Consider the following 26,044-nt stretch of genomic DNA (forward strand, 5'->3'; position numbering starts at 1 on the left):
CGCCCGGGCCACTGTCCACGGCCACCCGTGGACCGTCCACGGTCACCCGTGGACAGTGGCCCGGGCACCCGTGCCGAACAACTCCAGAGTCGCCCCGCACTGTGAATGCAGCGGCATCGGCAGCGCGTGCGGAGCGAACCAGGCGAGCGCGTCGAACTTGTGCGGTTCGCCGATCGTCACCCCGTCCGGCGCCACCCGTACGGCGAAGACCACCGCGACCCAGTGCGAGTCGACCGGGTCACCGCGCAGCACATTGCGCACCCCGATCTGTTCGATGTCGAGCGGCCGCACGCCGTACTCCTCGTGCACCTCCCGCGCCACGGCCCGCTCGAAGGACTCACCGAATTCCAGCGCCCCCGCGCCGCAGTCCCAGGTCCCCGGCTCGTCCCTGGCTCCCGCGCCGCGCCGGGCCAACAACACCCGCCCGGCGCCGTCATGACACACGAAGACACAGGACACCCTGGGCCCCTTGGATCCCTCCACCGACACGTCCCTCTCCCCCCTCAGAAATGCCGCAGCAACTCACCGAACGCCGACAGCCGCAGCACCTTCTCGTCGGCCGGGTCGAGGTCGCCGTGCTCCAGCACCCAGGTGTGCTGATGGGGGATGAACACCGCATTGAGGCCGGCGGCACGGGCCGGCAGGATGTCCGACTTGGGGGAGTTCCCGATCATCCAGGCCGAGGACGGCACCAGGTCGTAGGCGCGGGTCAGCTCCTCGTACGTGGCGGTGTTCTTCTCCGCCACGATGTGCACGTCCCGGAAGTGCCGGGTCAGCCCGGACGCGGTGACCTTCCGCCGCTGCTCCTCGGTGTCGCCCTTGGTCAGCAGCAGCAGTTCATGCCGCCGGGCCAGCTCGGCCAGCGTCTCGGCCACCCCGGGCATCAGCTCCACCCGTTCACCGGCGAAGGCCGCCGCCCACCCGGAGATCCGCGCCGACTCCTCGGCCGTCGCGGCCCGCCCCCGCAGCTGTGCCACACACTGTCCGAGGCTGTGCAGGAAGACCTTGCTGCCGTAGCCGAGGGTCACCGCGTTCGCCGCCTCGATCCCGTCGAGCACGCCCCGGACCCCGGCCCGGTCGAGTCCGGGAGGGGCCATCGGGGTCATCCACTCCAAAAACTCCTCGATCACCCGCTCGTAGATCACGTTGTTCTCCCACAACGTGTCATCCGCATCGAAGATCAACATCCGGCAGCACGCCCTTCTCCCACGTCACCGACCCGCGCACCCTACGCACGGACCGGCTCCGGCCGCACCGGAAATTCGGCGCGTCCGGGGCCGTGGAAGAACGGGACGGCGCCGCGCCCCAGGTCTTCACTCTCGCGGCAGCGCGCCGCCGTCCCACTCCGCCAGCCGCAGCCGGCTCTCGAACCGCCGGGTCCGCCCGTCGACCGGATCGGTGAACTCCAGCACCCTGGCGAGCAGTTGGAGCGGCGCGGTGAAGTCGTCGGGAGCCGGGTCCCGGACGACCGGATAGACCGGATCGTGGCGGATCGGCAGCCCGAGGCCGTTCATATGGACCCGCAGCTGATGCGTACGGCCGGTCGCCGGCAGCAGCCGGTAGCGCCCGAGCCCGCCGCGCCGCTCGACCAGCTCGATCCGGCTCTCCGCATTGGCCGCACCGGCCTCCTCGCGCGCGGCGATCACCCCGCGCTCCTTCACGATCCGGCTGCGCACCGTCACCGGCAGCGCCACCCGCCCGTCGTACGGCGCCACCGCCTCGTACTCCTTGCGCACCCGCCGCCCGCTGAACAGATTCTGGTACGCGCCCCGGTCCTCGGGCCGTACGACGAACAGCGCCAGCCCCGCCGTCAGCCGGTCGAGCCGGTGCGCGGGCTGCAGCGCGGGCAGCCCGAGCGCGCGCCGCAGCCGGGCCAGCGCGGTCTCGGTGATGTGCCGCCCGCGCGGGGTCGTGGCGAGGAAGTGCGGCTTGTCGGCGATCACGATCCGGTCGTCCCGGTGGACGATCCCCACCTCGAACGGCACCGGCACCTCCGGCGCGAAGTCCCGGTGGAACCACACGTACCGTCCCGGCACATACGGTTCGCCGCCACTGAGCACCCCGTCCGCCCCGACGAACCGCCCCGCGTCCAGCATCGCGACCACCCGCCCGGCCCCGATCGCCCCCTGGAACCGGTCGACGAGATGCGCCCGGACCGTGCCCCACCGCCCCTCCGGATCGGCGGGCAGCCGCACCCGTACGGGATCGATGCCGTCGCGCTGGGGGAGCGGGGCAGGAGGAACCGGGGATCTGCGTCTCACCCGCCAAGAGAACACCGGCACGGCCGCCCGCTCAAGTCGCGGCCCGAGCGGCCCGATGGTGCGGGGGCCCGGCCGTGCCGCCGAACGGCGCGATCGGGCCGTTACGCCCGGCGCCGCGCGCCACGGACCGGCCGGAAAACGACCGACGCCCGATCAGTGGGCCCGACGGGCCGACGTCGGCCGGCGCCGCCGATTTTCGTGATGGCGGCTGAGTGCGTAGTACAGGACGGCGGCCGCCGCGACTCCGACGAACCAGGAGAAAGGGGCGATGCGCCCGAAGACGGGGACGAGAGCGATGACCGCGGCCACGAGGGCCGACGGCAGGAAGGCCGCAAGGGCCCGGAGGTTGACACCCCTGCGGTAGTGGTAGGTGCCGCCAGGGTCGGGGCTGTAGAGGTCGCTCACGCTGACGAGTTGTCGCTTGACCACGTAGAAGTCCGTCATCATGATCCCGAACAGCGGGCCGAGGAACGCGCCGAGCGTTCCGAGGAAGCCGTCGATCACTGCCGGCGAGGAGTACAGCTTCCAGGGCAGGGCTGCCACGCTGACCACGGCCGTGATGATGCCTCCCCGCCGGAAGGTGATCATCTTCGGCCAGACGTTGGCCAGGTCGTATGAGGGCGAGACGAAGTTCGCAACGATGTTCACCCCGATGGTGGCGATGATGAACATGATGACGCCGACGATGAGCAGTGGCGTGCTGGAGACCATGCCCAGCAACTGGGCGGGTTCCAGGATCGCCTTGCCGTAGACGGCAACCGTGGCTGCTGAGACAACCGCGGAGGTGACCGCGAACGCGGTCCAATTGATCGGCAGGCCCCAGAAGTTGCCGACCACAATGGCCTTGCGGCTCGGTGCGAAGCGCGCGAAGTCGGAGAAGTTCAGCATGAGGGTGGCCAGCACGCTGACGGTCAGCCCCACCGCTGCGAAGGTCCGATAGACCTGCTCGCCCACGGACAGGTGCTGCACCCCGGTGAAGAACGCCACGTGCCCGTGTGCCTGGATGATCAGCCATACCGCGAGCACGATCATGATTGCCCAGATCGCCGGGCCGGCCCAGTCCTGGAACCGTCGCACCACCTCCATGCCCTTGGTCAGTACGACCAGTTGGAGCAGCCACAGGAACAGGAAGCAGGCCCAGCTCAAGGAGTCCAGGCCGAGGAAGCTGTGCTGAGTCATCGTGGTGAGGCCGGGTGCGAGGCGCAACAGCAGCACGCTGACCGCTACCGAGGCCAGGTAAGTCTGGATTCCGTACCAGGCAATGGCGACAATCGCTCGGATCAGCGCCGGGATGTTCGCACCGAACACTCCCCAGCTCAGACGCTGCACGACCGGGTACGGTCCGCCCGTCTTGTGGCCGATGAACCCGCTGAGCGTGCAACCGAGGAAGATGATCAGTGCTCCGCCCAGGATGCCGATCGCGATCTGGTACGGCGCCATGCCGATGGCGAAGAGCCCAGCGGCGAAGGTGTAGTTCCCGATGTTGTGGGCGTCCGACATCCACAGCGCGAGGAGGCTGTAGGCGTTCCAGGACCGCCGGTCCGGCGGTGCCGGCGCCAAGTCCTCGTTGTACAGACGCCCGGTCGGGTCGGCAGCGGCGAGCGCGGCGTGATCTGGTTGATCAGGCTCGCGACCGCTCTTCATGGGCACCCGATCCTGCAGGCTTGCTGACGACAGGGAAACGGAACCAGGCCCACACACAACGGGTCTTCATTCCGCAATGCGGAAACTTCCTCGCGGGTGGCGAAATGCCACCTATTGTCCGTATTCTAGATTCCGCCTTTGGCGCCGGCACCCGCGGGCGTAGCCGTACGGACGGGCCGATCCCATGAGTACCTCACCGGTCGCACCAGTTGTAGGAGACGGTAGGGGGCGTGGTGGTGCCCCTTCCGCGGCGCGCACGGCCATGGTCACGGTCGACTCGCGCGGCGTGGTGGTCGCATGGAGCCGTGAAGCAGAGAACCTGCTGGGCTATCCGCGGTCGGAAGTGCTGGGCCGGCCGGCGGTGTCCCTGCTGGCCGGGCCGTTCGAGGCGGACCTGCCGACCAGCGTGCACGTACGGCACCGCGACGGCCACCGGGTGGCATGCCAACTTCAACTGCGCCCTGACCGGACGAGCGCCGATCACCTGCGCTGGAGCGTCGCGCTCACCACCACCGAGGCGTGGCCGCCCGACGGCTTCGACTCCACGATCGTGGAGTCGCTGCTCCGTCACTCCCCGGTCGCGCTGGTCGTGTGCGGACCGGACCTTCGGCTCTTGCGGATCAATCACGCCGCTGAAGCCCTGCACACCATCCCACAGCAGAAGGCCGCCGCAGGGCGGCGGTTGAGCGAGGCGTGGCCCGGCCTCCTGGGTGAACGCGCGGAGGAAGCGCTTGAGCGGGCCCTGGCATCGGGTGCGCCGGCGGCCATGGAGATGCGGTTTCCCCCGCCCCGGGACCCACGACGCGAGCACATCTTCCAGGCCTCGGCCTTCCCCCTCCACGACGGGCAAGGCCGGCCGGTCGGAGCGGCCCTGGCGGTGGTCGATGTCACCGACCGCCGCCAGGCGCAGGAGTGTCTGTCACTGCTCGCCGAGGCCGGCACACGCCTCGGGACCAGCCTGGACGTGTTGAGCACCGCACGTGAACTGACCGAGATGGCCGTGCCCCGGCTGGCCGACAGTGTCTGCGTCGATGCGGTGGACGCGGTGCTACGCGGGGAGGAACCCGCCCTGGAGACGGTGGGGAGCGGCCTCATGCTGCGCCGCGCTGCTTCCCGGTCCACTCGAACGATGTCTTCCACGGCTTATCCCGTGGGTGAGCTCACCACGGTGCCGGCCACCGTCCCCACACCGCACAACCAGTGCCTGGCGGACCTACGGCCACGTCTGATCAGCTCGCTGGACCCCGGAGCCGAGTGGCTCGCGCAGGACCCGGTGCGGAGCAGACGCATCATCGACGAGGGGATTCACTCCCTGATGGTGGTGCCGCTGTGTGTGCGAGGAGCCGTATTGGGCATCGTGAGCTTCTACCGAAGCGCACTGCAGCCCGGCCCCTACCGACAGGAGGATCTGTCTCTGGCCACAGAGCTCGTCGACCGGACGGCCGTTTGCCTGCATCACGCGTTGCGGTACACGCACGAACGCAACGCCACGCTCGTCCTGCAGCGGAGCCTGTGCACCCACGACGTGCCCACGCAGAGCGCCGTGGAGATCGCCTACGGCTACACCCCGTCGGACACGACCGGCGCATGGTTCGACGTCGTACCGCTGTCCGGGGCCCGAGTGGCCCTCGTGATCGGCGAGGCGCAGGGGCACGGCCTGCAGGCCGCTGCCGGCATGGCCCAGCTGCGGGCAGCCCTGTCCGCGCTCGCCGACCTGGACCTGCCCCCGGACGAAATCCTCGCCCGCATGAACGACCTGGTCGTGCGCCGTGACCTGGAAAGCCAGGTTGCGGAGGAGGGCTGCGTGCTGGCCGGCTCGTCGTGTCTGTACCTCGTCTATGACCCGGTCCTGCGGCAGTGCACCTTCGCCCGGGCAGGCAGTCCTGCCCCGGTCGTCGTCCTTCCCGACGGCGCGGTGCAGGCCTCCGACTGCCCCGCCCGCCCGGCGCTCGGCGTGGGCGAAGAGCCGTTCCGGAAGGTCGACCTCGAACTGCCCGAGGGAGCCCTGCTGGCCCTGTCCACCGACGGCCTGCTACGCGCCAAGGACGGTGACCCACGGTCCGGGCCGGCCGAGCTCGCACGCGTTCTCACCCGCCCGGGCCGTTCGGTCGCACAGGGATGCCGCCGCATCACGCAGGCACTGCCGCCGGAGGAAGCCGCGGCGCTGCTCGTCATCCGCACCCGTGCCCTGGCTCCCTACCAGGTCGCAACGTGGGACCTGCCGACGGACCCCGCTGTGGTCGGCACGGCACGCGCGCTGGCGGAACAGCAGTTGGCTCTGTGGGACCTGACCGGGACAGCGTTCACCACGGTGCTTGTGATCAGCGAACTCATCACCAACGCGATCCGGCATGCCCGGGGGCCCGTGCGGCTGCGTCTGATACGGGACCGCACCCTCACCTGTGAAGTGTCGGACGGCAGCAGCAGCGCCCCCCACCTGCGGCATGCCCGCACGGTCGACGAAGGCGGCCGCGGGCTCTTCATCGTCGCTCAGCTCACCCAGCGCTGGGGCGTGCGTTACGGGAACGACGGCAAGACCATCTGGGCCGAGCAGGCCCTCACCGCCGATTCCGGCGACTGAGCACGTGCGTCGTCTTCGGCCTGGGCCCGGCCCGGCAGAAGCGACAGACCGTGCCCGGCGCGGCGCTGAACAGAGGTCTCCCGGGGCGGTGGGCAGGCGGCGACGTCCGCGCACGTGCCGGCCGGCGGTCTCTTCTGGAGTCCGTCACCGCTTGCCATGGTTGTGCTCCGTACCCGGGCCGTCCTCGGGACCGAAGAGAGTGCGCAGTGTGACGAGGCGGTTGACCCTGACGTGTTGCAGCGCATATGCCGTGGCCCGCCGTACGTCTCGCGAGGCAATCGCCTCGTAGAGCTGCTGGTGCTCCTCCAGCAGGTGGCTCCATTCGCGGTTCTGCCTGGTGATCCACCGCATTCGGCCTTCGGCCGAGTGCAGCGCCTTGGCGATCGCGCTGTTGTCGGCCAGCGCCAGGATCCGCTCGTGGAACCGGTTGTTGATATCGAGGATCTCGGGCGCCCGTTGCCGCTCGGTGGCCCTCGCCGCCTGGTCGAGCAGGTCCCGCAGAGCCTCCAGGTCGTGGGGGGAGGCGCGCTTCGCGGCCAGTCCGGCGATGTAGCCCTCCAGTGCTTCCCGCAGCTCGAAGAGCTCATCCACGTCTTTGCGGGTGAGTCGGCGGACCACGATGCGGCGCGCCGACTCCGCGGCGAGGAACCCCTCCGCCGTGAGGGTCCGGATGGCCTCACGGACGGGCAGACGCGAGACGCCGAAGCGCTCGGCGACCTCGCGCTCGACCAGGCGGCTGCCCGGCTCCAGCTCACCGCTGATGATGCGCTCTCGTAGTTCGGCGTGGACGCGTTCCCGGACGGCGGCCAGGGGCTGTGGCGACTGTGCGGCAGCGGACACGTCTCACTTCCCGTCGATGGTGCGGTGACCTCCAGGTCCGATACCACATCGTAGAGCCGTGTGACCACTGCGCGACCGGACTTTTCCAGAACGGAAACTCACATCCGTTGACCAGCCGCCACGAGGGGCGCATCATCGTTGGCAAGTTTGGGATCCCAAAATTCGCGCTACGGGCGCACCCACCTCCGCGCGAATTCCTCGGACCGCCTGTCTGGAGGCGTTGGTGACCATGAATCCCACCGAACCCGCCGAGTCCGGCACCACTCTTCCCACCGCCGACTCTCTCCCCACCGCCGACCCGAGACTCCACAACGCGGACCTGGCCCCTGCGCAAGGCCGAAGATGGAAGGTCTTCGACCTGTTCGCCATGTGGATGTCCGACGTGCACAACCTCGGCAACTACACTTTCGCCGCCGGCCTGTTGGTCCTGGGCATGAGCGCGTGGCAGATATTCTCCTCGCTGCTGGCCGGCTTCGTGATCATCTACATCGGCATGAACCTCATGGGACGCGTCGGTCAGCGCACCGGCGTGCCCTTTCCCGTGGTGGCGCGCATCAGCTTCGGCGTCTGGGGCGCCAATATTCCCGCACTGATCCGTGCCGTGATCGCCATCATGTGGTACGGCATTCAGACCTACCTGGCCTCGGTGGCCGTCAATGTCCTCATCCTGACCGCCGATCCTGCCCTGAGGTCCTGGACGACGCGCAGCTTCCTCGGGCTGAACGAGCTCGGCTGGATCTCCTTCCTCGTCCTGTGGGTCCTCCAGGCGCTGATCATCAGCCGGGGAATGGAGGCCGTCCGTAAGTTCCAGGACTTCTGCGGACCGGCCATCTGGCTCGTGATGATCGTGCTGGCCGTGTGGATCATGATCAAGGCCGACTGGCACATCTCGCTGACCAGCAGTCTCCGGCACATCTCAACCGGCGAGCAGGTCCGGATGTGGTTCGGTGGCGTCGGCCTGATCCTGGCCACCTACGGCACGCTGATGCTCAACTTCTGCGACTTCGCTCGCTTTGCCCCTGACGAGCGGACGGTGCGGCGCGGCAATTTCTGGGGCCTGCCGATCAACTCCTCGGCCTTCGCCCTGCTGTCGGTGATCGTCACGGCAGGCAGCGTGGAGGTCTTCGGTACGGCCATCACCGATCCGGCCGAGTTGATCGCCAAGGTCGGGAATCCCTTCATCCTGGTCATCGGCGCGGTGACCTTCGCGGTCGCCACCATGGGTGTCAATATCGTGGCCAATTTCGTTTCGCCCGCCTACGACCTGGCCAACGTCTGCCCGCGGCGGATCTCCTTCAAGACCGGCGGCATGATCAGCACGGTGGCCGCGCTCGTCGTCCTGCCGTGGAATCTGTTCTCCAACCCGGTCGTGATCAACTACTTCCTCGGCGGCCTGGGTGCCTTCCTCGGCCCCCTGTACGGCGTGATGATGGTGGACTACTACCTGATCAAGCGCGGGCAGGTCGACGTGGCCCAACTCTTCGTCGCGGACGAGTCGTCGCCGTACTATTACCGCAAGGGCTTCAACCGCAAGGCGCTGATCGCCTTCATCCCCACCGCCGTTCTCAGCGCGGTGATCGCACTGGTTCCGGTCTTCTCGCCGATAGCGGCGTACTCCTGGTTCATCGGTACGGCCGGTGCCGCTCTGCTGTACAGGCTGGTGGCCGGCCGTCAGCCCGTGATGACTGTCCCGGCCCCGGTGGTGGAGAGCAGCCATGCCTGACGCGATGCGCATCTTGGTCACCAACTGCAATACCACAGTCGCGATGACCGAGGAGAGCTGCGCCCGCGCGCGGGCGGCGGCCGGCCCGGGCACCGAGATCGTCGGTCTTACCCCGAGGTGGGGGCCGGAGTCGGCCGAGGGGTGGGTCGACAGCTTCCTGTCCGCCGCCGCCGTGCTCGACCTGCTGCGCGACCTCGACGAACCGTTCGATGCGGTGGTCATGGCGGGCTTCGGTGAACACGGCCGGGAAGGTGCCCGGGAACTGCTCGGCGTTCCGGTGGTCGACATCACCGAGGCCGCCGCCCACCTCGCTTGCCTGCTCGGGCGGCGCTACGGCGTGGTCACCACCCTGGAGCGCTCTTGCGGCCAGATCGAGGACAGCCTGCTCACCGCCGGTGTCGCCCAGCACTGTGCGGCCGTCGTCGCCACCGGCCTGGGCGTCCTGGAACTCGCCGATGAGCCAAGAGTGTTGGCCGCCGTCACCGCCGCCGGTGCCCGCGCCCGTCAGGCCGGCGCAGAGGTACTGGTCCTGGGCTGCGCCGGCATGACCCGGCTGATGCAGACCGCCGCGGCCGAGTTGGGCATGCCCGTCGTCGACGGTGTCGCCGCGGCCGTCAAACTCGCCGAATCGCTCGTCGGTCTGGGCCTGACCACCAGCCGCGTCGGCTCATACGCCACACCTCTGTCCAAGCGGCGCAGCTGGTCGCCGCCTCCCGATGAGCCGGCCGCCGGCCCCCGGGCCGGTGAGGGACGACGTCCACGCTGACGCCTCGGCCAACCGCCAAGCAAAGCTGCACCTTTGACGGCAGCTCAGCGACAGGTGGGTCCCCGGCGACCAGGGCCCATGGGGCGGTGGCGAAGAGAGGCCGAGGCCCGGCGTTCCGGGGATGCCGTGGCGCCCGTGTGCCCCCGCTGCTGCTCCTGGGCAGGGCGCTCGAACGTCTCGCGTTCCCCCTGGTCATCGCTCTTGACCGAGGTCTTGGGTAAAGCTACGGTCAGCGCAACGGAATTTGGTTTCCGCTTTGTGGAAACCTCTAAATCTCCCCCCTGCGGAGTTCTTCGTGCGCATCCTCGTCATGAATCCGAACACCACGGCTTCGATGACCGCCTCGATCCGGGCGATCGCCGAAGCGAGTGCATCCCCCGGTACCGAGATCCTTGCGACCGAGCCCCTCTGGGGGCCCGAGTCGATCGAGGGGCACTTCGAGGGCTACCTCAGCGCCGCCGCCGTCCTGGACCGGCTCACCACCATCGACGTCCCCTTCGACGCCCTCGTCATGGCGGGGTTCGGCGAACCCGGCCGCGAGGGTGCGCAGGAAGTCCTCGACGGACCTGTCCTGGACATCGCGGAGTGCGCGGCGCAGATGGCGATGCTGCTCGGGCACTCCTACGGCGTGGTCACGACCCTCGACCGGGCCGTCCCCCAGATCGAGGACCGACTGCGTACCGCCGGACTCCTTCAGCGTTGTGCGTCGGTGCGCGCCACCGGCCTCGGAGTACTGGAGCTGGAGGAGGACCCGGAGGTCACCGTCAAGGCGGTCATCGCGACCGCCCGGCGGTTGATCGAGGAGGACCGGGCCGAGGTGATCTGCCTCGGCTGCGGAGGGATGGCCGGCCTGCAGGAGAAGGTGTCCGCCGCTCTCGGCGTCCCGGTCGTGGACGGCGTCGCTGCTGCCGTGAAATTCGCCGAGGCGTGCCACGAACTGGGGCTCTCCACTTCCAAGGTCCGAAGCTTCGCCGGCCCCCGGCCCAAGACGATCGGCTCCTGGCCGCTCTCGACACACCTACGTGACGCCCGCTGAGGCCCGGGTTACGCCCGCGCCTCGCACACGCACCACCCGCACGTCACCGTTCCCCGGAAATACTCCACCCCGTTCGATGGAGGACAGCGTGTCAGCACCGAACAACCCGGATCCCCGCCTCTACAACGAAGACCTCGGCCCGGCGCGTGAGCGCAAGTGGGGTACGTACAGCATCTTCGCGCTGTGGATGTCCGACACCCACGCGATCAGCAACTACGCCTTCGCGTCAAGCCTCTTCGTCATCGGCCTGCCCCCCTGGGAGGTCTTCGTCGCACTGCTCGTCGGCATCACGATCGTGTACGGGTTCATGAACCGGATGGGCCACGCCGGTCACCGCACCGGCGTACCCTTTCCGGTGCTTGCGCGGGCGAGCTGGGGCGTCTTCGGAGCGAACATACCCGCACTGATCCGCGCGATCATGGCAGTCGCCTGGTACGGCATCCAGACCTGGCTCGCCTCGGAGGCATTGGTGCTCCTGGGCATCCAGATCGCGCCGGGTCTCGCGCAGTACGACCACAACTCCATCCTCGGCCTGTCCACCCTCGGTTGGATCGCCTTCTTGGTGATGTGGGGCCTGCAGGCGCTGCTGCTGACCCGCGGCATGGAGTTCATCCGCAGGATTCAGGACTTCGCCACCGGCCCAGTGGTCTGGCTCGTCATGGTCGCGCTCGCCATCTGGCTGCTGGTGAAGGCCGACGGGGACATCTCACTGACCAAGAGCCTGACCGGCCTCGGTGGAGGCGAGCAGTTCCACCAGAGTGTGATCGCGGTGAGCCTGACCGTGGCCACCTTCCTGACGCTCGTCCTCAATTACGCCGACTTCGCCCGCTTCACGCCCGACCACCGTTCCTACCGACGAGGGAACCTCCTCGGACTGCCGGTGAACTTCACCGCCTTCGCGGTTGTCTCCGTCCTGATGACGGCAGGCACCATCGCCGTCTTCGGCGACGCGATCTCCGACCCGGTCGAGGTGATCCACCGGATCGACAACCCGTGGGTGACGGTGATCGGCGCGCTCTCCTTCATGATCGCCACCGTGGGCATCAATGTCGTCGCCAACTTCGTCTCACCGGCCTACGACTTCGCCAACTTGGTACCGAAGTACCTGAACTTCAAGCGCGGCGGCATGATCACAGCAGTGCTGGCGATCGTGGTGATGCCGTGGAAGCTCTACTCCAGCCCGGTGGTGATCCAGTACTTCCTCGGTGCGCTGGGCGCGTTCCTCGGTCCGCTGGTCGCCATCCTCCTCGTCGACTACTACCTGATCCGCCGCGGCAGGATCGACGTCGATGCGCTGTTCCGCGCCGACCGGGCTGGTGCGTACTACTACCGCAAGGGGTTCAATCCGAACGGCATCATCGCGTTCGTGCCGGCAGCGGTCATCTGCGCGGTGCTGGCGCTCGACAAGGACTTCCAGGACGTCGCACCGTTCTCCTGGGTCTTCGGCCTGGTGATCGGTGGGGCGCTGTACTACTGGCGGTCCGCGGCCTCCCGGGTTGTCGGGAAGCTCGACCACACCATGATCGCCTCCGAGCTGGCACCGTCCGGCCCTGACACGGCACAAGTCCGTGAAGAGGTTCCCTCCACGGAGCACTGAACTCCGCTCACCACCGGACACCCCGAAGGCAGCGCCTCCGGGCCCGTCGGCCGAGCACGTGCACCGTCGCGTGCCCGGCCGTGAGACAGAAAGGGCGGAAGCCCGCATGCCAGACCTTGATGTGGTATTCCGAGCCCCGCGGGTGGTGACCGCAGCCGGCGAGGTTGCGCGCTGCATCGGCGTGGCCGAGGGGCGGATCGTGGCCATCGAGCCGCTCGATGCGGACTTGCCGGCGGAGCGGGTCATCGCGCTCGGCGAGGACGTGGTCCTTCTGCCCGGCCTCGTGGACACCCATGTTCACGTGAACGAGCCGGGCCGCACCGAGTGGGAGGGGTTCGCCAGCGCGACGCGCGCGGCCGCCGCCGGTGGGATCACCACTCTCATCGACATGCCGCTCAACAGCGTTCCCCCCACGACCAACACCAGCGCCCTGAAGGTCAAACGCAAGGCCGCGGAAGGGCAGTCGTGGGTCGACGTCGGTTTCTGGGGCGGTGCGCTGCCCGACAACCTCGCCGACCTGCGGGCCCTTCACGACGCAGGAGTGTTCGGGTTCAAGTGCTTCCTGTTGCACTCGGGCGTCGACGAGTTCCCGCATCTGGAGCCGGAGCAGCTTGAGCGCGCCCTGCGGGAGACCGCATCCTTCGGCGCGCTGATGATCGTGCACGCCGAGGACGCGCACGCGATCGATCGAGCGGCCACACCCCATGGAGAGAGCTACCAGGACTTCCTCCGTTCCCGGCCGCGCGGCGCGGAGAACCTCGCCATCGCGCAGGTCATCGAGTCGGCACGATGGACCGGGGCCCGGGTGCACATCCTGCACCTGTCGAGTTCCGATGCTCTGCCCATGATCGCTTCGGCCCGGCGCGATGGCGTACAGCTCACGGTCGAGACGTGTCCGCACTACCTGTCCTTCACCGCGGAGGAGATTCCCGACGGTGCGACACAGTTCAAATGCTGCCCGCCGATCCGGGAGGCGGCCAACCGCGAGCTGCTGTGGCAAGGCCTGGGCGCCGGCGTCATCGACATGGTCGTTTCCGACCATTCGCCGTGCATCGAGGAACTCAAGCGATTCGACATCGGTGACTTCGGGGTCGCATGGGGCGGGATCGCCTCCCTGCAACTGGGCCTGCCCGCCGTCTGGACCGAAGCCCGCAAGCGCGGCTACGCCCTGACCGACGTCGTGCGGTGGATGGCGGAGAGCCCCGCCCAACAGGCCGGATTGCTTCATAAGGGCCGCATCGCGCTCGGGGGCGCCGCCGACTTCTGCGTCTTCGCCCCGGACGAGGCAGCCGTCGTGGACGTCGCGAACCTGCAGCACAAGAACCCGGTATCCGCCTACTGCGGCCGAGCGCTCGCCGGCACGGTGCGCAGCACCTGGCTGAACGGTGTGCAGATCGACATCGGCGACGAACCGCGCGGACGGCTCCTGAAAAGGGGGATGGCGTGACCGATGCGGCCTTGGGCCCGGCTGGGCAGCGTTCTGGCCGGTCTCGCGTTCGGGGGCACAACAGGCCCCGACCCGATACCGATGTCCTCGGAACTGCGCAGGTCACCCTGCGGGCTCGATGACCTCGACCGGAACCCCGAGGTCGCGGATGGCCGCGATCTCACTTTCGGAAGTGGCGGAGTCCGTGATGACGGCCTCGTAGGCGCTGATTGCTCCGAACGCGTGGGTAGCGGTCTTGCCGAATTTGGAATGGTCGGCGAGCAAGAGGGCGCGGTCGGAACAGGCGATCATGGACTCCTTGACGTCCGCGTACTCCCGCAAGGGGTGGAAGAGCCGCCCTTCGAGAATGGCGGTGGCGGACATCAGGGCGATGTCGGCCTGGATCCGGGACAGGGCGCGGGCCACCTCGGGTCCGGTGCACGAGTTGAACTCACCGCGGTACTCGCCGCCCAGCAAGGTGACCGTCGTGTCCGGTGCGGTACCCAGGAGTTGGGCGATGCCAACGGAGTTGGTGATCACGGTGAGCTGCGCAATGCCCGTGAGGGAAGCAGCCAGGGGGTACAGCGTGGTGGAGTCATCCATCACCACCGTGTTGCCGGGCTGGATCCATGCCGCCGCGAACTCGCAGATGGCTTGCTTGGCCGGGAGGTTCTCGCCCTCGCGGAAGCGGGTGGCGGTCTCCATGGTCAGGGCGGGGAAGGCGGCGGCCCGGCCGCGCTTCTTGCGGAGCAGATGCCGGCCGGCCAGGTCGTCGAGGTCGCGGTGCATCGTCATCAGACTCACGTGGAAGTGGTCCGCCAGCTCGTCGATACGGGTTTCGCCGTGCTCGACGACGTAGCGCAGGATGCTCTGGCGTCGCTGTTCGAGGGTGGCGTGCGACGACCGTGCCTTGTTGGGCACGTATGTCTCCCTTCCCGGCCCTGCCGACAGGGCGGTCAGTTCTCCTGCGGACGCACGACGGTCTTGATCGCGGTCCGGTCGAGAGCACCCGCGGTGAGTGCTCGTTCGGTGTCCCCCAGCCGGTGGCGGTGGGTCACCAACCGGTCGAGTTCGACCTCGGCGGAGGCAGCCAGTGAGACCGCCGTCGGCCAGGTGTTGGCGTAGCGGAATGTGCCGGTGACCTCGATCTCGAAGTTTTGCACATGTGCCAACGGGAGCGGGATCGTGTCGCCGCCCATGCCGATCAGGATGACCTGCCCGGCGCGGCCCACCGCACGTATCGCCTCGTCCGCGGCTGCCGGGGCTCCGGAGCACTCCAGAAGTACGTCGGGCTCGAATCCGGTCCCGGAGATCCGGGTGGTGCGGGCGTCCACGGTGTGTGTGGCGCCCAGTTCGCGGGCCAGGTCGAGGCGGTGCGGGGCGATGTCGGTGACCATGACCTCGGCGGCGCCGAAGGCGCGGGCGGTCTGCGCGGCAATCAGGCCGATGGGGCCGGCGCCAGTGACCAGCACCCGCGATCCCGGGGAGATGCGGGCCTTGCGGCAGGCCGATATGCCGACGGACAACGGCTCCAGCAGAGCGGCGGCATCCGCGCTCAGACTGTCGGGGACGGGGTGGGCGAAGTCCTCGTCCACGGCCACGTATTCGCACAGTGCGCCGTCGACGGGCGGGGTGGCGTAGAAGGAAACGTCGGGGCAGAGGTTGTAGCGGCCCGTACGGCACTGGGTGCAGCGTGCGCACGGGATGCCCGGTTCGAGGGACACGCGTCGGCCGACGGGGTGAAAGCCGGCGCCCGGTCCGCGGGCGACGACCGTGCCGCTGGGCTCGTGACCGAGCACCATGGGGGTGCGGACGACGAAGTCTCCGATCCGGCCGTGCTCGTAGTAGTGGACGTCGGAGCCGCAGATGCCGACCGCTTCGACGCGGACGAGTACCTGGCCGGGTCCCGGAACCGGGACCGGCCGCTCCTCGATGACGAGGTCCTTGGGTGCGCGGAGCACGGCGGCGCGCATGGTGGCGGGGATGTGCGAGGGCAGAGGATTCACAGTCGTCCTTCGGGCGCGGTCGGCAGGGACGGTCGGAGCTGGCGGATGTGGGCGAGGTCTTGCCGGCTGGATGGCCGGCCCGGGGGTTTCGGCCCCTTACTTGACGGCGCCCAGGGACAGCCCCTGGACGAGCTTGTCCTGGGCCGCGAAGCCGGCGGCGAGCACGGGGAGGGAGATCAGGGTGGCTGCGGCGCAGACCTGGGCGAGGAAGAGTCCTTCGCCGGTGACGAAGCCGGTCAGGAAGACGGGCGAGGTGATCGCCGCCACGCCCGTGAGGACACGGGCGAACAGCATCTCGTTCCAGCTGAAGATGAAACAGATGAGCGCGGTCGCGGCGATGCCCGGGGCCGCTATCGGCGCCACGATGCGGCGCAGGGTGGTGAGCAGACCTGCGCCGTCGATCTGGGCGGCCTCCAGGATCGAGATCGGCACCTCGGCGAGGAACGACCGCATCATCCACACGGCGATCGGCAGGTTCATGGACGTGTAGAGGATGACGAGCAGCCAGATGTTGTCCAGCAGGCCCGTGTTCTTGGCGAACAGGTAGATGGGCAGCAGACCCGCCACCGTCGGCAGCATTTTGGTGGACAGGAAGAAGAACAGCACATCCCGCCACTTGCGTACCGGCTTGATCGCCAGGGCGTAGGCCGCCGGAACCGCCAGCAGGAGCACCAGAAGGGTGGAGCCGATGCTGGCGGTCGCCGAGTTGATCAGCGCGGGCAGCGGACTTTGGCCGGTGGCGCTGCCGAAGAATTCCCGGTATCCGGACAGCGTCAGGTGGGCCGCGAGCGACGGGGGATTGGTCGCGGCGTCCGTCTCGGAGTGGAAGGAGGTGAGCACCATCCACGCCACCGGGAGGAAGAAGAAGAGCCCGGCGCCCCAGGCGGTCAGCCCCCAGGCTGTGTTCCATCCCTTCCTCCGCCGAGCCGACGGAGGCTGCGGCAGGCGGTGGCGCGGGTTCCTGGTGGGCGGCGGCGCGCTGGCAACGGTGGGGAGGTGGGTGGTCATCGTTGGGTCTCCTCGCGGAACAGCGACGACACCACGCGCAGGGCGAAGGTCGCGATGACGATCGTGGCGACGAGGACGACGACGGCATTGGCTGACGCCTGGCCGTACTCGTGCGCCTGGTAGAAGGTCTCGTAGATCGAATAGGGCAGGTTGGCGGTGCCGAGCCCACCGGACGTCAGGGTGAAGACGGCGTCGAAGTTCTGCACGATGTAGATGGACCCGAGCAGCGTGCCCAGCTCCAGGTAACGGCGCAGGTGCGGCAGGGTGAGGTAGCGGAAGATCTGCAAGGGGCCCGCGCCGTCGACCCGGGCGGCCTCGATCGCGTCGGTGGGCTGGCTCTGCAGGCCGGCCAACAGGATCAGCATCATGAACGGCGTCCACTGCCAGATCAGGGAGGTCTCCACCGCGGTCTTGGGCATCGTGGAGAGCCAGTCCGGCTGCGCCGGGTGGTGACTGCCGAAGAGCTGGCCGACCCAGGTGAGAAGCCCGTTGAGCAGGCCGTAGTTGGGGTTGTAGAGGGCGTCCTTCCACAGCAGCGCCGCGGCCACCGGCACGAGCAGGAACGGTGCGATGAACAGGGTCCGCACGATGCCGCGACCGAGGAATGCCCGGTTGAGCAGCAGCGCGATGATCAGTCCGAGCACCAGGGAGACGGCGACGATGGACACGGTCATGATGACCGTCGTGCCGACCGCGGAGCGCAACTCGTTGTCGGTGAACACCCGCGCGTAGTTGGACAGCCCGGCGAAGTGACGGGACGTGGGATCGAGGGAGTTCCAGCTGAACGAGGAGATCACCAGGGTCACGACGAAGGGCAGCTGCGTGACGACGACCAGGAAGATCATCGCGGGGAGCAGCGGAGCGCGCCGGGCCCAGGAGCCCGTTCTGGCCAGTCGGGTGCGCGGTTCGGGGCCGGGTGACCGGCTGCTTGCGGCCACCCGCGCGGTCGTGCTGGTGGCGCGGCTCATAAGACTCATGTCCGTCTCTCATCCGGGCTGAAGGGGGGATCCGAAGGCTGTCCGGCCCGGCCGGGGGGCGGGCCGGACAGCCTTGGGTCAGCGGTATTTCTTGGCGACCTGTTCAGCGAGCTTCTGGCCCTTGTCGAGCGCGGCCGGGACCGTCGTGTGACCGGCGATGGCAGAGCTGACGCCCTGTGAGACCTGGGTGCCCAGGCTGGTGAACTCCGGGATGCCGACGAATTGGATGCCGGCGGTCGGCCGGGGTTGCACGCCCGGGTGGCGCGGGTCCGCCGAGCTGATGGCGTTCAACGTCGGTTCCGCGAAAGCCGAAGCGGACTTGCGGTAGTCCGCGTTCGAGTACGTCGAGGCGCGCTTGCCCGCGGGGATACGGGACCAGCCGAGCTTGTCTCCGGCCAGCTTCTCGTAGCCCTTGCTCGACGCCCAGGAGATGAACTTCCAGGCGTCGTCCTGGTGCTTGCTCGCCTTCTCGATGCTCCAGGCCCAGGTGGCCAGCCAGCCCGCGCTGTCGGTCTTGTCGGTCGGCGCGGCAACGTATCCGATCTTTCCGGCCACCTTGGACTGCTTGGGGTCTTCAAGGGCGCCGGCGCCGGAGGTGGCGTCGTACCACATGGCGACCTTGCCCTGGCTCATGTTGTTGAGGCACTCGGTGAAACCGGCCTGCGACGCGCCGGATTCGCCGTGTTTGCGCACCAGGTCGACGTAGAACTGGGTCGCCTTCCGGAACGGCTGCGAGTTCACCTGCGCTTGCCAGTCCTTGGTGAACCAGGTGCCACCGAAGGTGTTGACGACCGTGGTCAGCGGGGCGAACAGCTCGCCCCACCCCGGCTGCCCGCGCAGGCAGATGCCCCGCATCCCGGGCTTGGCGCCGTCGGCCTTCGCGGCGAGGTCGGCCACCTGCTGCCAGGTGGGGTGGGCGGGCATGGTCAGGTGCTTGGCTGCGAAGACGTCCTTGCGGTACATGAGGAACGACGACTCGCCGTAGAACGGCTCGGCGTAGAGCTTGCCGTCGGCCGCGGTGAGCGACTCGGCCATGGGCTTGAGGATGTCGCCCTGGTCGAATGCCTTGTCCTTCGCCACGTAGGAGTCGAGCGGCGTGAGCCAGCCGTTCTTGGCGTAGAAGGGCGCCTCGTAGTTGGTGAGTGTGGCCACGTCGTACTGGCCGGCCTGGTTGGAGAACTCCTGGCTGGCCTTGTCGCGCAGGTCGTTCTCCGGGAGAACGGTGAAATTGACGTGGATTCCGGTCTGCCGGGTGAAGTTCTGCGCGGTGAGCTGCCGCAGGTCCTCCATCTGCGGGTTGTTCACCATCAGCACGCTGATCGAACGGCCACCGCCGCCGGCCGCGGTACCACCGGCACCTGCGCAACCGGTTGCCACCACCGCCATGGCGGTGAGAACGGCAGCCGCGCACAGCGGCTTTGATCTGAATCTGATCACTGCTCCTCCTTGAGAGGTGGGACTGAGTGACGCATGAACCGCGGGCCTGCCCCGGGGGGCGGGGCGGCCCAGGACCGCGGTGGCTCGCACGGGTCCGTTCAGGTGGGGCGCGACGAGCAGTCAGCAGACACGAGACCGGTTCGCATGGCGCCGTCCCGTCGCTGCCGCGTGAGGCGGGTCCAGTGGCGCTTTCCAGGTCGGGGAGGGAAGGCGCCACTGAACTTCACCCGTCCAGGAACGGCCCGGAACAGCGGTTGCTGACCGAAGGAGGACACGGGCCTGGAAGGGGCCGGGATGAACCCTTGCGCTCCAGGGGTGGGAGAGCGCGAAGGACTGTCGACGGCATTCTTAGCAGAAGAGACTCGCATTGTTAACACATCTTGCGAGAATTAATGGCTAGATCTATCGTCGTGCCAATCGATCGGGGTCCTCAGCGCCCCGGCTCCGACGGAGGCCTCTCACTGTCGGTCACCGTTCCAGAGAGCAGATGATCACTGTTGTCGGCGAGGCTCTGGTGGATCTGGTGCAAGCACGTCGTCCGCCGGGCCGGCGGGACCCACGTCTTCTCCACGTCCACCGGCGAACGTCTCAGCGACTGACGCCGTGCCGGCCGGCTGCCCGCCGCGGGCCCGGCGCAGGGGACGGACATGCGGTCCATGCCCGCGTGTCCGTCCCCTGCCCCGACCGGGGCCATGCGACGATCGCGCCACGAGCGGATCCACGAGCCGCGGTAGACCTGCCCGCGGCCTTCGGACCAGCCGCTGCACGGCCGGCCGGTGCGTGTGCCCGTCGGCGGACAACGCGCCCGGGTACGGCCGGAGTCCCGGATCCCGGTGTGCTGCCGCAGGGCCTGACACCGGTCCCCTCGGCGCGGCCCACGGGGGAAGGAACCGTCATGTCCCAGCTGATCCGAGCGCGGTGGCCGAACGGAATCGCGGCCGCTGTTTCGCTCCTGAGCCTCTTGGCGTCCGGCTGCACCGGGATCGGCGCGATCGGTGGCACGCCCGGCGGGACGACCGTCACCGTGGCCATCGTCGCCAACCCGCAGATGCAGGACGTGGAAACCCTCACGCCGGAATTCGAGCGATCCCACCCAGGCGTCCGTGTGCACTACGTGACGCTGCCGGAGAACGTGGCGCGACAGAAGATCACAGAGTCCGTTGCCACCGGTAGCCGTGAGTTCGACGTGGTCATGATCAGCAATTACGAGACGCCCATGTGGGCTCGGAACGGCTGGCTGACCGATCTGCAGCCGCTGGCCGACCGAACCCCTGGTTACGAACCTTCCGACTTCATCGGCCCGATCCGCAGGGCCCTCTCCTACCGCGGTCGCCTCTACTCGGTCCCGTTCTACGGCGAGTCGTCGTTCCTGATGTACCGCAAGGATCTCTTCGCCGCCCACCACCTGACCATGCCGCCGCACCCCACCTGGCGGCAGGTGGCGACCTTCGCCCACAGGCTCAACGACCCCCGGCACGGCAGGGCGGGGATCTGCCTGCGCGGCGCCCCCGGCTGGGGCCAGGTGCTCGCCCCTCTGGACACGGTGATCAACACCTTCGGCGGCCGCTGGTACGACATGCGGTGGAACGCCCAGCTCACGTCACCGGCCGTACAACGGGCAGTCGGCTTCTACGTCGACCTGGTGCGCCGCGACGGAGAGCCGGCAGCGGCCACCGCGGGCTTCACCGAATGTGCCACCCACTTCGCGCAGGGCAACGCCGCCATGTGGTACGACGCGACCTCGGCGGCCGGACTGCTGGAGGACCCGGCGAACAGCAAAGTGGTCGGCAAGGTCGGATATGTGGCCGCTCCGGTGGAGGCGACGGCGTCGTCGGGCTGGCTCTACTCCTGGTCGTTCGGCATCCCCACCGCCACCGTGCACAAGGACGCGGCCTGGCGGTTCATCGCCTGGGCCACCTCGCGGGGCTACATCGAGCTGGTCGGGCACAAGCTGGGCTGGTCCAGGCTGCCGCCGGGCAGCCGGGAGTCCACCTACACCATCCCGCAGTACCGCGAGATCTCCCGCCCGTTCGGCGGACCGACTCTGGCAGGCATCCGCCAGGCCGACCCGGAGCACCCCACCGTGCAGCCCGTGCCGTACACCGGCGTGCAGTTCCTGGACATCCCCGAGTTCCAGGACTTGGGCACCCGGGTGAGTCAGCAGATCAACGCCGCGATCGCCGGGCAGCAGTCCGTGCGGGCCGCGCTGGACCAGTCGCAGCAGTACGCGCAGACCGTTGGCCGCAGCTACCGGCGGCCGAGCCACCAGGAGGGACCCCATGGCCGGTAGCGCCACCCTGCCCGTCGGCGCCGTAGCGACGGCTCCGACGGCCCCGACGGCCTGGCGGTGCAGATGGCCGCTCCTCCCCGCGCTGCTCTACATGGTCGTTGTCACGCAGGCGCCGTTCGTCTTCACGGTGCTCTACTCGTTCCAGTCCTGGAACCTGGTACGGCCCGGGTCGGAACACTGGGTCGGCCTGGCCAACTACGCGAACGTCTTCACCGACAACGCCTTCCGCAGTGCCCTGCTCACCGAGATCGAAATGACCGTGCTCGCGGTGGCCTTCGCCATGGCGCTCGGCGTGCCCCTGGCGATGCTGCTCGACCGCCGGTTCCCGGGCCGTGGTGTGGCGCGCACCCTGCTGATCTCGCCGTTCCTGATCATGCCGACGGTGTCGGGACTGCTGTGGAAGACCACGATGCTCGACCCGGTCTACGGCATCGTCAGCTATGTCCTGTCGTGGTTCGGCGTGCCGGCCACCGACTTCGTCAGCCGGTTCCCCATGGCGTCGGTGGTGACCGTACTGGTGTGGCAGTGGACGCCGTTCATGATGCTCATCGTGCTGGCCGGGCTGCAGAGCCAGTCCGGCGACGTCCTGGAGGCCGCTCGGGTGGACGGCGCCGGCCCGTGGACGACGTTCCGGTGGATCACCCTGCCGCATCTGCGCCGCTACCTCGAACTGGGCGTGCTGCTGGGCGCGATCTATCTGGTCAACACCTTCGACGTGATCTACATGATGACTCAGGGCGGGCCGGGCACGCGCACCACCAACCTGCCCTACTACGTCTATCAGCGGGCCTTCCTCGGCTTCGACGTGGGCCAGGCGTCCGCGTTGGGCGTGGTCACCGTTGCCGGCACGATCGTGGTGGCCGCGGTGGCCCTGCGCTTGCTGTTCACCGTGTTCTCCGGCACGGAGAGGAGCGCCGGATGACCCCTCCCACACACCGTCGGTCGCGCCGCCATCGGCTCGGGCGCAGTGCCTGGACCACCGGCGCGTGGCTGGCCGCGATCGTGTTCTTCTTCCCGGTGCTGTGGATGGTGCTCACGGCGTTCAAGCCCGAGTCCGCTGCCTACACCCGCACGCCCCAGCTCGTCTTCTCCCCGACGCTGACCCAGTTCCGCGCGGTGTTCTCCAGCGGCATCGGCCCGTACCTGGCCAACTCCGCGCTGGCCTCGGTCATTTCCACGGTTCTCGCGCTGCTCCTGGCGGCCCCGGCGGCCTACGCCCTGTCCGTCCGGCCCGTGAAGAAGTGGCGCAACGCGCTGTTCTTCTTCATCTCCACCAAGATGCTCCCGGTCGTGGCCGCGATCATCCCCATCTACCTGGCCGTGCGCGACCTCGGGGCGCTGGACGGCATCGGCACACTGATCATCTTGTACGCGGCCATGAACCTGCCCATCGCGGTGTGGATGCTGCGTTCCTTCTTCCTCGAAGTCCCCCGCGAAGTGCTGGAAGCCGCCCGGGTGGACGGTGCCACCACGCGCCAGGAACTGACCGCGGTGCTGCTCCCCATGGTCCTGCCGGGGATCGCCGCGACCTCCCTGATCTGCCTGATCTTCTCCTGGAACGAATTCTTCCTCGCGCTCAATCTGACCTCGTTCCGCGCCGCCACCATCCCGGTGTTCCTCGTCGGCTTCATCACGAGCGAGGGCCTGTACTGGGCGAAGCTGTCCGCCGCCGCCACGCTGGCCTGCCTTCCGGTCCTGCTCGCCGGCTGGACCGCCCAGCGGCAACTCGTGCGCGGCCTGTCCATGGGTGCCGTCAAGTGAGGGCGCCACATTCAGGAGGTTCCTATGCACACCCTCATCGTCGGTGACGAGTTCGTCCCCGCCGCCCTCTACATCGACGCGCTGGCCGAGGTGTGCGGCACAAGCTTCGGCCCCGTGCGTACCGTCGACTGGTCCGGTACCAAGGCCGACCAGCACTCGGCCCAGCAGACCATGGAGCGGGAGGGGCCTGCTGCCGTGCCGGTGCCCGGCGAGATCGTAGCGGCGCTCGGTGATGCGGAAGTGCTCGCCGTGCACTTCGCTCCGGTCTCCCGGGCGGTACTGGCGGCCGCACCGAAGCTGCGTGCGGTGTGCGTGGCACGTACCGGGCTGGAGAACGTCGACCTGCCCGCCGCCACCGAGCGGGGCATTGCAGTGGTACCGGTGTTCGGCCGCAACGCCTCGGCCGTCGCGGAACTGGCGCTGGGACTCATGCTCACCGAAGCCCGCGACATCGCCCGCGCGGACGCGTCGGTCAAGGCCGGTGGGTGGCGCAAGGACTTCGGCGGCCCCGGTCACGAGATCGGCGGCAGCACCATCGGACTGGTCGGCATGGGTCACGTAGGGCGGGAACTGGCCCGTCTCCTGCGAGGTTTCGGCGCTCGCATCCTGGTCCACGATCCGTACCTGCCCGACGCGGTGATCGCCGAGCACGGGGCGCTGCGAGCCGATATGGACACCGTCTTCCTGGAGTCCGACTTCGTGCAGGTCCTCGCGCGGCTGACACCCGAGACCGAAAGGTTCATCGGACGCCGGCAGTTCGCGCTGATGAAACATACGGCCTTCTTCATCAACACGGCCCGCAGCCGGCTGGTCGACACCGACGCCCTGTACGAGGCGCTGGCCACGGGCAGCATCGCCGGAGCGGGCCTGGACGTGCACGACCAGGAACCGCTGCCCGCCGACAGCCCCTGGCGCGCACTGGACAATGTCACGCTCACCACCCACTACGCGGGTGACACCGTGACCACGAACCTGCGTTCGGCGCGCCTGGTCGCGCGGGCCATCGACGAGTTGGCGCGCACCGGTCGATGCCTCGAAGCGGTCAACGCGCGCGCGTTGGAATGGGGGTAATCGGAGGTGCGGAAGCTGTTGCTCGGGCTGGACGCCGGCCAGACCGTGACCAAGGCGGTGCTGTTCGACGCCGCCGGACGGCAGGTGGCGAAGGGCAGCATCAAGGTCCCGCTGCACACCCCCCGTCCCTGCTGGGTGGAACGCGACATGAACCAGGTGTGGGAGGCCGCGCAGCAGGCCATCCGGAGGTGCCTGGCCGACGGCGGGGTCACGACCGGCCGGGAGGTGGCGGCGGTCGGTCTTTCGGGCCACAACGACGGGCTGTACGCGGTCGATGCGCGCCATGAACCCGTACGGGCGGCGATCAGCGCCATGGACACCCGCGCCCACACGGTGCTCGACGGCTGGCGGGACACCCCCGTCTGGCCGCAGGCACTGGCATGGTCCGGTCAGGTGCCGTTCGCCGCGTCTCCGGCGGCCGTGCTCGCCTGGTTGAAGAGCCACGAACCGACCGTGCTGGAGCGGTCCCGATGGCTGATGTTCTGCAAGGACTGGCTACGCCTCAAGCTGACCGGCGAGGTCGCCACCGATCCCACGGAGGCGAGTGCCTCATTCACCGATGTGCATACCCATGCCTACTCCCGGCCGCTGCTCGATCTGTACGGACTCGGTGAACTGGCCGGGAAACTGCCGCCCGTCCTGCCCTGCGAGGCCGTGGCCGGGCGGGTCACCGCCGAGGCTGCCGCGGCGACCGGTCTCAGCGTGGGTACGCCGATCGTCACAGGTGCGCATGATGTCGACGCGGCGGCGATCGGCATCGGCGGCATCACTCCCGGCGATCTCTGCCTGATCGCCGGGACGTTCAGCGTCAACCAGGTGGTCAGCGATCGCGTGGTGATCGACCCTCGCTGGCAGGTACGCAACTTCGTCCGGCCGCACCAGTGGATGAGCATGTCCACCTCGCCTGCCTCGGTGGCCAACCTTGAGTGGTTCCTGCGCGTGGTCGGCGTGCCCACGGCGCCCGGCGAGAGCGTGCACGACGTGATTGCCGAAGAGGTCGGCGCCCACCTTGCCGGACCGTCGGAGGTGCTGTTCCACCCCTTCATCTACGGCTCTCCACACAGCTGGCCCGCCTCCGGGACGTTCCTGGGCCTGCGCGGCTGGCACACCCGAGGCCACCTGCTGAGGGCGCTTCTGGAGGGCGTCGTGCTGAACCACCGATGGCACGTCGACGCCCTGTCCTCGGCCCTTCCCATCACCGGGGCGACGCGGCTGACCGGCGGCGCGGCACGCAGCGAGACCTGGGCGCAGATGTTCTCCGACGCCCTGAACCGGCCGATCGAGGTACCCCGTGTCGACGAGAGTGCGGCCCGCGGTGCCGCTCTGCTCGCCGGAACCGCCATCGGCATGTTCACCGGCATCGATGACACCCGCGCCCTCACCACGGGCGGCCGCTCCTACGAACCGGACGCCGGCCGGGTCGCGGTACTGGGCGAGGCCTACCAGGCATACCTGGCAGCCGTTGATGCCCTTGGCCCGGTGTGGAGCCGGCTCGCCGGCGGCTGAACCCCCGTGACGTTCCGGTGTCGCCTCACTTACGGAGAGCGAGGGCCGGGCATTCACGGACGGGCCCAGCTGCGGCCGGGTGCCGCTCCGGCGCCTCCACACCGACGGTTCCCG

General features: G+C 68.7%; 21 protein-coding genes. 11 read left to right on the top strand and 10 right to left on the bottom strand.

The features are described from left to right. Positions 1-42: 42 nt before the first annotated feature. From EST54_RS10770 to EST54_RS10785, 4 genes are all read right to left on the bottom strand, one after another. Entirely contained in the window at positions 43-489 is a 447-nt protein-coding gene (locus tag EST54_RS10770) for an NUDIX hydrolase (protein ID WP_244942489.1), read from the bottom strand. A 14-nt stretch (positions 490-503) separates the two neighbouring features. Beyond that, complete coding sequence (locus EST54_RS10775) at positions 504-1,187, bottom strand: HAD family hydrolase (RefSeq protein ID WP_129247384.1); 684 nt, start codon at positions 1,185-1,187, stop codon at positions 504-506. A 126-nt stretch (positions 1,188-1,313) separates the two neighbouring features. Further along, positions 1,314-2,261, bottom strand: coding sequence for a pseudouridine synthase (locus tag EST54_RS10780; protein ID WP_129247385.1), 948 nt, complete (start codon positions 2,259-2,261; stop codon positions 1,314-1,316). 153 nt (positions 2,262-2,414) lie between these two features. Next, positions 2,415-3,905 (bottom strand): NCS1 family nucleobase:cation symporter-1, encoded by a 1,491-nt coding sequence (locus EST54_RS10785; protein ID WP_129247386.1) that lies wholly within the window; start codon positions 3,903-3,905, stop codon positions 2,415-2,417. A 184-nt stretch (positions 3,906-4,089) separates the two neighbouring features. Between EST54_RS10785 and EST54_RS10790 the strand changes: the two genes are divergently transcribed. After that, positions 4,090-6,486 (top strand): SpoIIE family protein phosphatase, encoded by a 2,397-nt coding sequence (locus tag EST54_RS10790; protein WP_129247387.1) that lies wholly within the window; start codon positions 4,090-4,092, stop codon positions 6,484-6,486. Positions 6,487-6,630: 144 nt separating this feature from the next. Here EST54_RS10790 and EST54_RS10795 read toward each other — a convergent pair whose 3' ends face one another. Then, the gene (locus tag EST54_RS10795; RefSeq protein WP_129247388.1) at positions 6,631-7,326 is read right to left on the bottom strand and encodes a GntR family transcriptional regulator; all 696 of its coding nucleotides are present in this window, start codon (positions 7,324-7,326) and stop codon (positions 6,631-6,633) included. 229 nt (positions 7,327-7,555) lie between these two features. Between EST54_RS10795 and EST54_RS10800 the strand changes: the two genes are divergently transcribed. The 5 genes from EST54_RS10800 to allB all read left to right on the top strand — a co-directional run bounded on the left by EST54_RS10800 (position 7,556) and on the right by allB (position 13,895). Further along, positions 7,556-9,049, top strand: coding sequence for an NCS1 family nucleobase:cation symporter-1 (locus EST54_RS10800; protein ID WP_129247432.1), 1,494 nt, complete (start codon positions 7,556-7,558; stop codon positions 9,047-9,049). Between the two features lie 4 nt (positions 9,050-9,053). Then, on the top strand, positions 9,054-9,815 hold the full coding sequence (locus tag EST54_RS10805) for an aspartate/glutamate racemase family protein (RefSeq protein WP_129247433.1): 762 nt from the start codon (positions 9,054-9,056) through the stop codon (positions 9,813-9,815). Between the two features lie 295 nt (positions 9,816-10,110). Continuing rightward, positions 10,111-10,851, top strand: coding sequence for an aspartate/glutamate racemase family protein (locus tag EST54_RS10810; RefSeq protein ID WP_129247389.1), 741 nt, complete (start codon positions 10,111-10,113; stop codon positions 10,849-10,851). Positions 10,852-10,927: 76 nt separating this feature from the next. Then, complete coding sequence (locus tag EST54_RS10815) at positions 10,928-12,448, top strand: NCS1 family nucleobase:cation symporter-1 (RefSeq protein ID WP_129247390.1); 1,521 nt, start codon at positions 10,928-10,930, stop codon at positions 12,446-12,448. A 106-nt stretch (positions 12,449-12,554) separates the two neighbouring features. Beyond that, a complete protein-coding gene (gene allB, locus EST54_RS10820) occupies positions 12,555-13,895 on the top strand; it encodes an allantoinase AllB (RefSeq protein ID WP_129247391.1) in 1,341 nt (446 codons plus the stop codon). A gap of 102 nt (positions 13,896-13,997) precedes the next feature. On the opposite strand, the gene EST54_RS10825 is transcribed toward allB, so the two are convergent. From EST54_RS10825 to EST54_RS10845, 5 genes are all read right to left on the bottom strand, one after another. Further along, positions 13,998-14,795 carry a DeoR/GlpR family DNA-binding transcription regulator gene (locus EST54_RS10825; protein WP_129247392.1) on the bottom strand — a complete coding sequence of 266 codons (798 nt, stop codon included), beginning with the start codon at positions 14,793-14,795 and terminating at the stop codon, positions 13,998-14,000. 35 nt (positions 14,796-14,830) lie between these two features. Further along, positions 14,831-15,880: an NAD(P)-dependent alcohol dehydrogenase gene (locus EST54_RS10830; protein WP_244942491.1), complete on the bottom strand. Its 1,050-nt coding sequence runs from the start codon at positions 15,878-15,880 to the stop codon at positions 14,831-14,833. 96 nt (positions 15,881-15,976) lie between these two features. Further along, positions 15,977-16,888 (bottom strand): carbohydrate ABC transporter permease, encoded by a 912-nt coding sequence (locus EST54_RS10835; protein WP_129247393.1) that lies wholly within the window; start codon positions 16,886-16,888, stop codon positions 15,977-15,979. Further along, the gene (locus EST54_RS10840; protein ID WP_129247435.1) at positions 16,885-17,856 is read right to left on the bottom strand and encodes a carbohydrate ABC transporter permease; all 972 of its coding nucleotides are present in this window, start codon (positions 17,854-17,856) and stop codon (positions 16,885-16,887) included. The genes EST54_RS10835 and EST54_RS10840 overlap by 4 nt, the downstream gene beginning before the upstream one ends. 87 nt (positions 17,857-17,943) lie before the next feature. Then, entirely contained in the window at positions 17,944-19,251 is a 1,308-nt protein-coding gene (locus tag EST54_RS10845; RefSeq protein ID WP_129247436.1) for an ABC transporter substrate-binding protein, read from the bottom strand. 946 nt (positions 19,252-20,197) lie between these two features. Here EST54_RS10845 and EST54_RS10850 point away from each other — a divergent pair. The 5 genes from EST54_RS10850 to EST54_RS10870 are packed head-to-tail and all read left to right on the top strand — an operon-like array spanning position 20,198 to position 25,930. After that, positions 20,198-21,592 carry an ABC transporter substrate-binding protein gene (locus tag EST54_RS10850; protein WP_129247394.1) on the top strand — a complete coding sequence of 465 codons (1,395 nt, stop codon included), beginning with the start codon at positions 20,198-20,200 and terminating at the stop codon, positions 21,590-21,592. After that, positions 21,582-22,514: a carbohydrate ABC transporter permease gene (locus EST54_RS10855; protein ID WP_129247395.1), complete on the top strand. Its 933-nt coding sequence runs from the start codon at positions 21,582-21,584 to the stop codon at positions 22,512-22,514. Before EST54_RS10850 ends, EST54_RS10855 begins: the two co-directional genes overlap by 11 nt. Further along, positions 22,511-23,353: a carbohydrate ABC transporter permease gene (locus EST54_RS10860; protein WP_129247396.1), complete on the top strand. Its 843-nt coding sequence runs from the start codon at positions 22,511-22,513 to the stop codon at positions 23,351-23,353. The genes EST54_RS10855 and EST54_RS10860 overlap by 4 nt, the downstream gene beginning before the upstream one ends. A 24-nt stretch (positions 23,354-23,377) precedes the next feature. Next, positions 23,378-24,424 (top strand): 2-hydroxyacid dehydrogenase, encoded by a 1,047-nt coding sequence (locus EST54_RS10865; RefSeq protein ID WP_129247397.1) that lies wholly within the window; start codon positions 23,378-23,380, stop codon positions 24,422-24,424. A gap of 6 nt (positions 24,425-24,430) precedes the next feature. Next, positions 24,431-25,930 carry an FGGY-family carbohydrate kinase gene (locus EST54_RS10870; protein ID WP_129247398.1) on the top strand — a complete coding sequence of 500 codons (1,500 nt, stop codon included), beginning with the start codon at positions 24,431-24,433 and terminating at the stop codon, positions 25,928-25,930. Positions 25,931-26,044: the final 114 nt, after the last annotated feature.

Source organism: Streptomyces sioyaensis (assembly GCF_004122735.1).
Lineage (GTDB): Bacteria > Actinomycetota > Actinomycetes > Streptomycetales > Streptomycetaceae > Streptomyces > Streptomyces sioyaensis.